The sequence below is a fragment of the Salipiger marinus genome (assembly GCF_035481585.1).
GTDB classification, from domain to species: domain Bacteria; phylum Pseudomonadota; class Alphaproteobacteria; order Rhodobacterales; family Rhodobacteraceae; genus Salipiger; species Salipiger marinus.
Genome location: NZ_JAYKSL010000026.1, coordinates 22,672 through 31,340 on the forward strand (window position 1 = coordinate 22,672; position 8,669 = coordinate 31,340).

8 protein-coding genes are annotated in these 8,669 nt (G+C 59.3%); 5 read left to right on the forward strand and 3 right to left on the reverse strand.

The genetic code is table 11. The features are described 5' to 3' along the window. Positions 1–30 precede the first annotated feature (30 nt). The 3 genes from VK682_RS23405 to VK682_RS23415 are packed head-to-tail and all read right to left on the reverse strand — an operon-like array spanning position 31 to position 5,444. Positions 31–2,058 carry a type IV secretory system conjugative DNA transfer family protein gene (locus tag VK682_RS23405; RefSeq protein WP_324782626.1) on the reverse strand — a complete coding sequence of 676 codons (2,028 nt, stop codon included), beginning with the start codon at positions 2,056–2,058 and terminating at the stop codon, positions 31–33. Continuing rightward, the gene (locus VK682_RS23410) at positions 2,051–4,873 is read right to left on the reverse strand and encodes a relaxase/mobilization nuclease domain-containing protein (protein ID WP_324782627.1); all 2,823 of its coding nucleotides are present in this window, start codon (positions 4,871–4,873) and stop codon (positions 2,051–2,053) included. Before VK682_RS23410 ends, VK682_RS23405 begins: the two co-directional genes overlap by 8 nt. Further along, entirely contained in the window at positions 4,860–5,444 is a 585-nt protein-coding gene (locus VK682_RS23415) for a ribbon-helix-helix domain-containing protein (protein ID WP_324782628.1), read from the reverse strand. The genes VK682_RS23410 and VK682_RS23415 overlap by 14 nt, the downstream gene beginning before the upstream one ends. Before the next feature lie 720 nt (positions 5,445–6,164). Between VK682_RS23415 and VK682_RS23420 the strand changes: the two genes are divergently transcribed. The 5 genes from VK682_RS23420 to VK682_RS23440 all read left to right on the forward strand — a co-directional run bounded on the left by VK682_RS23420 (position 6,165) and on the right by VK682_RS23440 (position 8,611). After that, the gene (locus tag VK682_RS23420) at positions 6,165–6,878 is read left to right on the forward strand and encodes an AAA family ATPase (protein ID WP_093744127.1); all 714 of its coding nucleotides are present in this window, start codon (positions 6,165–6,167) and stop codon (positions 6,876–6,878) included. Then, positions 6,878–7,513, forward strand: coding sequence for a hypothetical protein (locus VK682_RS23425; protein WP_093744126.1), 636 nt, complete (start codon positions 6,878–6,880; stop codon positions 7,511–7,513). Before VK682_RS23420 ends, VK682_RS23425 begins: the two co-directional genes overlap by 1 nt. Positions 7,514–7,741: 228 nt before the next feature. Beyond that, the gene (locus VK682_RS23430) at positions 7,742–7,921 is read left to right on the forward strand and encodes a hypothetical protein (RefSeq protein ID WP_127562610.1); all 180 of its coding nucleotides are present in this window, start codon (positions 7,742–7,744) and stop codon (positions 7,919–7,921) included. After that, positions 7,914–8,138, forward strand: a complete 225-nt coding sequence (locus VK682_RS23435; RefSeq protein ID WP_324782629.1) for a hypothetical protein — start codon at positions 7,914–7,916, stop codon at positions 8,136–8,138. Before VK682_RS23430 ends, VK682_RS23435 begins: the two co-directional genes overlap by 8 nt. 53 nt (positions 8,139–8,191) lie before the next feature. Further along, complete coding sequence (locus tag VK682_RS23440; protein ID WP_093744124.1) at positions 8,192–8,611, forward strand: hypothetical protein; 420 nt, start codon at positions 8,192–8,194, stop codon at positions 8,609–8,611. Positions 8,612–8,669: the final 58 nt, after the last annotated feature.

An 8,669-nucleotide genomic window follows, 5' to 3' on the forward strand; every position in this document is an offset into this window, starting at 1 on the left:
TTTACTTTGTGTTGGTCGGCAAGGGCATCGCTACTCGGCCGCGGTCGCGCGTTCGCCTCCCTGCCCTTCCGTGAAACTCGCCTCGAACTCTGCCAGCTTTGCATCGGCATCACGCAACGCCTGCACGTCAGCATCGGAAATGTCGCCCGGCTCGGGCAGATCGAGCCTCTGCTGAACAGACAGGTCGAACTCGCGCTGGCGCTCGTCCATGTCCCGAGTCGCCTGCGCAGCCTGGGCGACAGCTTTGGACCGTTTGCGCTTCGACGTTTTCAGCTTTGCTCGATGGGGCTGATCGCTGGCCTCTTTCACGGAAAGGTTCTCGGCCGCCTCCTGCGGCGCTGACGCCGGCGCCGGCTGCGCCTCGTCCTCCGGTTCTTCCGCAATCACCGGCTCGACGGCTTTCAAGGTCCGCTCAGGGAAAGGCAGCTCGCCCTTCTGTGCGCCGTGGATCGCCTTGAAAAACGGATCGTCGTAATACTGGATGCGTTTTGCCCGGATCGGCATTTGTGCGTCTACGACCATCACAATGTCATCGAGCGGCATCCGCCGCGCCTCATCTTCCGGCAAAAGAGACGTTTCTTCGGTGCGTTCGGACATGCTGCGCCCCTCGAAGGGGTTCCGACCAATCGACCGGGATCGCGTGACCACGCGCTTGGTCGTCTTGCCCACGGCCTTGCTCAGCTCTTCGACGGTCTTTTCATCGGAGGGCGTGAGGTAGAGCTTCACACCGGCGTTGCCTTGCAACGCCCTGCGGGTGTTTTCGCCATATATCTCGTCCAGCGCCGGGATCGTTTGCGTGACGATAGCCAAGTGCCCCTTGTAAGAGCGCAGCGTCTCGATGCTCTCGACCACGATGGGCATCTTCCCGAGGCGGTTGAACTCGTCCAGCATAATCATCACAGGCCAGGGTTCATCCTTGCCCGGCTCCTTGTCCTGAAGCGATGAAATCAGGTCGGAGAAGAACAGGCGGATCAGCGGGGCCATCGGCTTGACCATGTTCGGAGCAACGACCAGGTAGACGGTGAACGGCTTCTTGCGGATCGTCCGGAAATCGAAGTCCGATTCAACGGTGGCCGCGTCGATCGCCGGGTTGCTCCATTGATCGAGGCCCGAGGTCATCAAGAGCGACACATAGGAGGTCAGCGTATCGTTGTTGGTCGATGCAAGCCGCTCGAAGATCAGCTTCGCAGCGTGGTTCCGAACCTCGTCCCGACGCTTCATGAACTCTTTCTGCTTGTTGCCGCCGGACGCGCTGATCCGGTAGATTTCGCCCAAGGTGGGCCGCTTCCGCTCGAAGGCCAGAAGACCGGCCGCAACGAAGAGGTCGATACCGCCTTTCAGAAGCCCTTGGACACGATCACTGTCAGCTTGCAGGAAGAGCGAGGCGAGAAGCTGAAGCTCCATCTGCTTTCGGTCAGGATCGTCCAGCTCGAAGATCCTCAGCAGCGGATTGTAGCGATGGCTGCGCCGGTCGTGCCAATCGGTCGGAGCAAAGCGGAAAACCTTGTCGCCCTCCGAAGCTCGATGCCGGGCTGTATGCTCAAAATTCTCCCCCTTCACGTCCAGGACCACGGCGGACCCTTTGAAGGTTAGAAGGTTCGGGATAACGAAGCCGGTGGTTTTCCCCCGCCCGGTCGGTGCAACGATCAATGCGTGAGGAAAAACCTTCGACGTGATGAGCTTTCCGCGCGACTTCGGCTTGCCCATCTTGCCCAGGATAAACCCTGTGCCGGGTTTACCGAAAAACCCGTTGCGGGCCATCTCAGCGGCCTTCTGCCAATGGGTGCGCCCGAAGCGGGTGAGTGCCGACCCGGACAGAACCGCGCTCAGAAGCATCCCGGCCAAGGCAAAGCCGCCGATGATGAGATTGACCTTCTCGAAGTCGTTGGGGCGGACGATCCGCATATCAAGGTAGTTCTGCGCCAGCCAGAAGAAGTCGATCTCAGCCGACAGCCCATAGTCGCGAAACGTGAGGTAGGCGGTCGCAACCACATAGCCGACAGCGGCCGAAACCAGCGTCAGGAGGATTACGCCGACTGCGATCTTGCCCTTATCCATGCGTCTGCCCCTTTTCGCTGTGGCTCTGAACATGCTTCAGGCGCTGCGCATCGTATTCTTCATCGGCAATCTCGGAAATGACCTCGCGGGTGGCCTCGCTGTTGGCCGTCGCTTCATCCGATTGCAGATAGGCTTTCGCGGCGTAGAGCCGTTCCAGGCGGTCATCAATGACGTTCTCCAAGGCATCTGCATCACCTTCGCGCAAAGCCTCGATCCGCTCGTCATCCAGCTCGCGTTCGATTTCCTCACGATAGGCGCGGCCACTAGCCTCGTCTGCGAAGGTCGGGTTGATCTTGTCGTCGCGTTCGTGAGCAATGACACGCTCGATCTCAGGACTACGCCCGGTGCTGGTCAGTTCACGTTGCGCCGCCACCTCGGAAACCCGCTCACTGTCCCGAATGCTCATTGCCGTGGCGTAGGTCTGACCCAGACCCCGTGCAAGGTGATCGGGCATGTCCGGATACCGGGCCTTGAAGCCATCTGCGACAGTCGCCTTCACATCGGCGGATTCGTCAGCTCCGGCGGCGCGGGCCTCCGCCTCGATCCGGTCGTATAGGTCGCGATCGACAATCGTTTCCTGATAGGGCTGGTCACGATAGATCAGGTCCGGGGACGCCAGGATTTCCGGCTTGTCTTGGAGATAATCAGCTTGCTCGCTTGCAATCCGCTCTCGTGCCATTGCCTCGATCCGCCCGTCCTCGGACATAGCCTGCACACGATCATAGCGCGTATCGAAGTGCTCCGATTGATCGGCTGACATAAGCTCGTCGCGGATGCGGCTGCTCATGCGATCAAGACTGGCTTGCTCGATATGAGCCTGATGGGAAACGCCGCCCTCATTGTCGGTCTCGACTTCATAGGGACGCATCGCATCATCGAACTCGCGCAAGCGATCCTGCTCGAACCGATCTACTTCAGCACTGTAGCCCTCAAAATCCTCATGCTCATGCGAACGGAACTCGCGGGTATCCTCGCGCACCAACCCGTCGCGCATCTGCGCACCATACCTGTCAGCGGTGTCGCGCAGCAAAGCATCGGCCCGGCGCTGATCTTCAACCGACATACCTCCTGCCGCGCGCTCTTTTGCTAGGGCCGTGAACGCCATGCCCAGCTCCGCGTTGGTGCTGACATTTGTGCGCCCCTGCGCCGCACGATCCCGCTCGATCACCAAAGGCTCGAACGTGGCATAGTCATTGTTTGGCCCGTCGAAATTGTCACGAACCCCCTTCTCGACCTCGGCCACGGCCTCAGCCTCTCGTGCGGAAATGCCCTCATTCTCAGCTCGAATTACGCCGGCCTCAGTCCGCAGCTCATCGCTGACACGTTCCCGATAGACTTCATCGTTCGCCTGATCGCGCAGGAAGTCTTGATAATCCGGATCGTCCTCGAACACCCCATCGTCGCGCAGAACCTCGGCCCGTTCGAGCGCGGTCCCTAGCTGGACATGCACCTGGTCCAGCTTGTCCACCGCTTGCTGAAGATCTTCGCGCCGTTCGAGATTGAGCCCATCAGTCTCCGCGATGCGGCTCAAATCATCGGAAAGCCATTGGCGTTCCAGCGCAGCGTTATTCGCTGTGGTTTCGATCCGTGCGATGATCGTCTCGGACGAAATGCCTGTGCCACGCAAAGCCGTTTCGATCTGCGCCCTCGTCTCGGGCTCGCGCAGCCGCTCGACGGCATCGCGGTTCACATTGGTTTCGGAATAGACCCCATCGGTCGAAGGCGCATCAAGTAGCGTTTGCGAACGGGTGCCAAGAGGCTGCATGTGCGCAACCCCCCGATAGATTTCATTGAGACGCGCTTGCGCTTGGGGTCGCTGCGCCTCGGGCGTGCTGGCAACCATCGCCTCAACGCGCTCCATCCGTGCGGCAAAGCTGCTTCTCAGATCATCAAAGGACTGTTCCTCGGCCATGTAAACTTCTCCATTCTGTTCAAGATGCCCGCCCCGTGCCATCAGCTCACCGGCACGGAACAAGGCGTTTGCAATATCCTCACGGTTCTCGGCCGACGCCTCGGCGGCCAGTGAACGGTAAACCTTCGTATTGCTGGCGATCTCCGCCAGTGCGCGGTCCAGATCGCGCCCCACGCGGACACGTCCAACCGGCTCCCTGCCCTCTTCCTTGGCCGCGTAAACCTCCTTGGTGCGCGGCTGATATGTTACCACACCCCGATCCAAACGGCGCGTTGCTTCGAGACAAACACCATATTTTTCAGCCTCTTCGACCATCGCCGTGCGGAAGTCGTCGTAGTTGAAATGGTGATCCCGCCCCAGATAGAAGAACTCGCCCTCCTGGGACCGCCGGTTCAGGACGACATGGGCATGAGGGTGAGCCCGATCCTCATGCACCGCGATCAGGTAGTCGAAATTGCGGTCTTCCGTGGCGAAGAACCGTTCGCAAACGTCGCTGGCAATGTCTCGAACATCAGCGCCGCGCGTGCCAACAGGGAACGACATAAGCAGATGGGTCGTGTGCCCCATCTTGGGGTTGAAACCCTTGTCCCAACGCTCGGTGAAACGATCTGCCACGCTCTTGATTTCATCGGCGCTCAACTGGCGCTTCCCATCGAGAACGCCACGGCTGTCCACGATATGCGAACTCTTTGTGGTCAGATACTCAAGCTGATTGACGAGCTGACCCCGCGTGTGCGTTCCGCCTGACCGGATTGCCTTGAAAACGGCCGCTCGATGCCCCGCCCCGGCACGGGCCATCTGCTGCCGCTTCTGACCCAGGCCCTGCATAGAGCCTCGAACCTTGCTCCACCCCTCTTGGAAAAGCTCACCAGTGACGGTGGCAACCGCGTTACTCTTCGCCATCTGCCAGCTCCTTCAAGGCGGCATTGACCGTCAATGTCAGGTGACTGCGGCGACGCTCTGCTAGCGAATGAACCTGATCGGCAAAGTCTAGAACGAACCCGGCAAGGCTCCGCATCTGCGATAGACTGCCCGGCCCGAAGGGCGGTCGAAGGCCCTTCTTGTTCGCCTCGTTCATGCGCTTGGCGATTTGGGTGACGTTATTGCCCACACGATTCAGGGCTGCACGGAAGCTGCTCAGCTCAGAAGACAGGTGTTCATCGGGGATGAAAACGCCATTCGCACACTGGATCAGGCGGCGCAAACCATCCGATCTGCTGTTGATCCCGTTCTTGCTCAAGACGGCATCGAACGCGCGAAGCTCTTCTTCGGTAACGGTTACGCTGACCTGGCGCGTCCTGATGCTGCTTTCGCGGCGGCGCTCTTTTTCAGTGCGAACCGTGTAGTAGATCGCCCGTTCCGTCACTTTGAAACGCGCCGCAAGTGCCTTTGCGGAAATGCCTTTTCCGCTCTCGCGGACGATGGCGAGCCGTTCTTCACGGGTCAGACGGCGGCGCGATGACATACTGAACATACACTTCCTATTTCCTGCCACCTTCATACAGACGAATAGGCTTCGACGCAATCCGGGGATTGTGTCGAGTGTCGAAGCCGTTAAGTTCGGCTGTATTCCGCATCAGGCACGGCTTGCCCGTGCCGTGATCGAACCCTGGTTCGATCTGGGCCGCTCCGGCCCACCCCTCTAAAAATGCCCTGTGAGGCGCTAGAAGCGCCTCTCCGCACCCTCCCCCCTCAGAATCCTCTGAAGCGCCCTCAGAGAGCCGCTGCGGCGCTCCTATGCGCCATGCCGCCCCCGACCGAGGCAGACAGTTCCAGCGAACGGTCTGATTGCGATGTGGAAGAGAGGCACCACGCTGCCCCTTTCGGCTCCGTCGCCTCCCTAACGCTCCGCACGCAACACGCAACACGCAACACGCAACACGCAACACGCAACCAAGAACAGTTGCCACGCGAAAAACGACAAGCAACACGGCTCACGCGACAGGCAACAAGCGACACTGGACACTGGTCACTGGACACTGGACACTGGACACTGGACACTGGACACTTTACACTGGACAGAAAACACTTGACCCGCAACACGCGACAAGGGACAAGAGACAAGGGACAAGTAACAGGCAACAGTTACCACGCGACAAGCGACAAGCGACAAGCGACAAGCGACAAGCGACAGTCAACCCGGATCACCGGACAAGCAACACTGAACAATCAACACTGAACATGAGGCCGAGCAATGCCGAACGAAAACATGAAAGTCATCACGGTCATGACGCGCAAAGGCGGCGCCGGAAAGACGATGCTGACCCGTGCCCTGGCGAGTGCAGCTATGAACGCAGGCAAGAAATGCCTTGTCCTAGATGCCGACCCGCAACAAGCCTTGTTTCGATGGGCTGAGAAGCTGAAGATCGAAGACCCGAATTTCACCATCGAAGAGCTAAAGTCACCCGAAGCATTCGAGGCGCGGGTGGATGCTGTCTGGGAAGAAGGGTCAACGGATTTCGTCTTCGTTGACACGCTTGGGGCCGCTGGTGCTTGGGCCGACGATCTCGCGGCCTTCAGCGACATTCTTGTGGTGCCCATGATGCTGTCCAACGACGACATGGAAATCACGCAAGACACCCACAAATGGTATGTTGACCTCCGGGGCAGGACCGAAGATCCCGAAAACCTGCCGACCTTCCATGTCGTTCTTTCAAGCGTTCCCGCACGGATGAGTAAAACCGAACAGCAACTTGAGCTGGAAGCGGTTCAATCCTTCCCGGTCGTCCAGAACTACTTCATGGAGCGCAAACAGCATAAAGACGCCGCCAGCCTCGGATTTCTCCATTATCTCGCGGAGGCACGACGCAACGATCCGAACCCTCTGCTGCGCACCCACGCAAAGCACTATGAAGAGGCTCTGGACGAAGCACTGGCGATCCTTCAGGACATTGGAGGGATCGCATAATGGCCCGAAAGCAACGTCCGAACATCAAGGGCTTCAACCCTGAATACACCACCAATTTCGGAACCACTCGCGAAAGCGCCGGAACCTTCGCAGCGGAAATCCCGAAACCCTCCGCTCCCGTGGAACCGGCCGCTGAACAAACGCCAGCACATGCGAAGCCTGATCCTGAAACCGACACTCCCTCTGCCAACAAGCCCAAAGCTGATAAGCCCGCTCGCCCGCGCGTGGAGAAAGATCGAGAACCGCAGGCCCCCAAAGCACCAAAACCCGCCGCCGAAAAACGGGAAACGCGCCTCGACGCTGCTGTGAAGGTCGATCAGGGCAAGAAGCTCGATGCTCTGGAAGGGCAGGGGATCGCCGCCCGCGATGTGATCGTGCTTGCCGGACGCCGGGCAACGGCCAGGTTCGAGCTGAAGGCTAAATATATTGAAAAGCCCGAGGCAGATCGCCTTCCGATGCGTGAAGGCTACCACACAACGAAACGGCTCCCCGCGAACATCCTGGACGATCTGCGCGAAAAGCATGATCCGCTTCGTCTCCAATCCGACAGCGCGATGGTGCGGGGCCAGTTCGAACCCGTGTTCTGGACCTGCCTTGATGAAGTCATCGAAGAGCTTCGCCAGAAGAAGGATTAGAAGACGCGGCAAGCCGCGTCACGTTGTTGCATAGAAGGGGGAAGGAGTTTCGGCTTCCTTCCCCCTGAAGCAAAATAGACAGGGCCGTGTCCTCGGCTGCGCCTGCGGGCCGCACCACCCCTGTCGATTTTGCTTCACCCCCATCCTCTCACGCTCGCCGCTCGGCAGGGGTAAGCGGGCGCTTACCCTCCTTTCAATGATGAAAAAGGCGCGGGAACGGGGCGCTCCGTGGATCAAAAAAACGGAGTGAAAACCATGCCGAGGCAAAAAAGACTGGAAGCGAAAGCAATCAAGCGCATCCTCGATGCCAGGACGCGCGAGATCGTCGGATGGCTCTACGAGTGGAACACCGGCGAGATACTTCCGCGCTGGAAGGACGGGCGTAGGGAAAATGTCATCTATGAGTAAGACACCAATGTTTTCGTTGTCGGCCGAGGAAGACGGGCGAAGCCTTGGCACGGTCTACTCGACCAGCTCGAAGACCCTGCGCGTCTTTGGCGCGGCGTATATGCGCGATCCGAAGACGCGCGGGGAAATCACCTTGAAGAACCCCGAGGGGCGCGCGGTTGCCTCTTTCGACGTTTGGCAAGACAGATGGTCGGAAACCGCCGAAACCTTTGAATAATCTTCCCTTTTTGTTCCCAAAATGCTAGGCTGTCTCCCAAAAGGAGGCAGCCTATGCAGTTTCATAAAGCATTGATTTGCAGCGTAATTATTCTGACGGCATCGCCCGCTGTGGCAAGTGCCTGGGAACATGAGCATGAGCGCGGGGTCGATCTCTACCGCACGGAAAATGCAGGCGTGGTCGTCTCGCTGGTTTGTGATCCGAATACGGTCTACGGGACCACGGAAAGCGCCGTCCTGATCGAAGCCGGCGACAACCCCGACCTGTCGGCCGAGGTGGGCTTCAGCTTTCCCGATGGCAACAGGATCGGCGCGGCAATGGTGCATGGGCGCTACGGAAAAGCGACGGCCAACCCCGTGGAATGGGAAACTCTGATCGCCGGATTCCGTGAACATCAGACAGTCACGATTACGATTGGCGACAGCTCGACCGAGGTTGAGCTTGGCGATCCCATGCCCTTCACCTGCCTCTGACCTTGCGCCTGCGAAAGCAGGCTCGGCGCGAAGCGCCGGGCGGGGGGGGGGGGGGGCG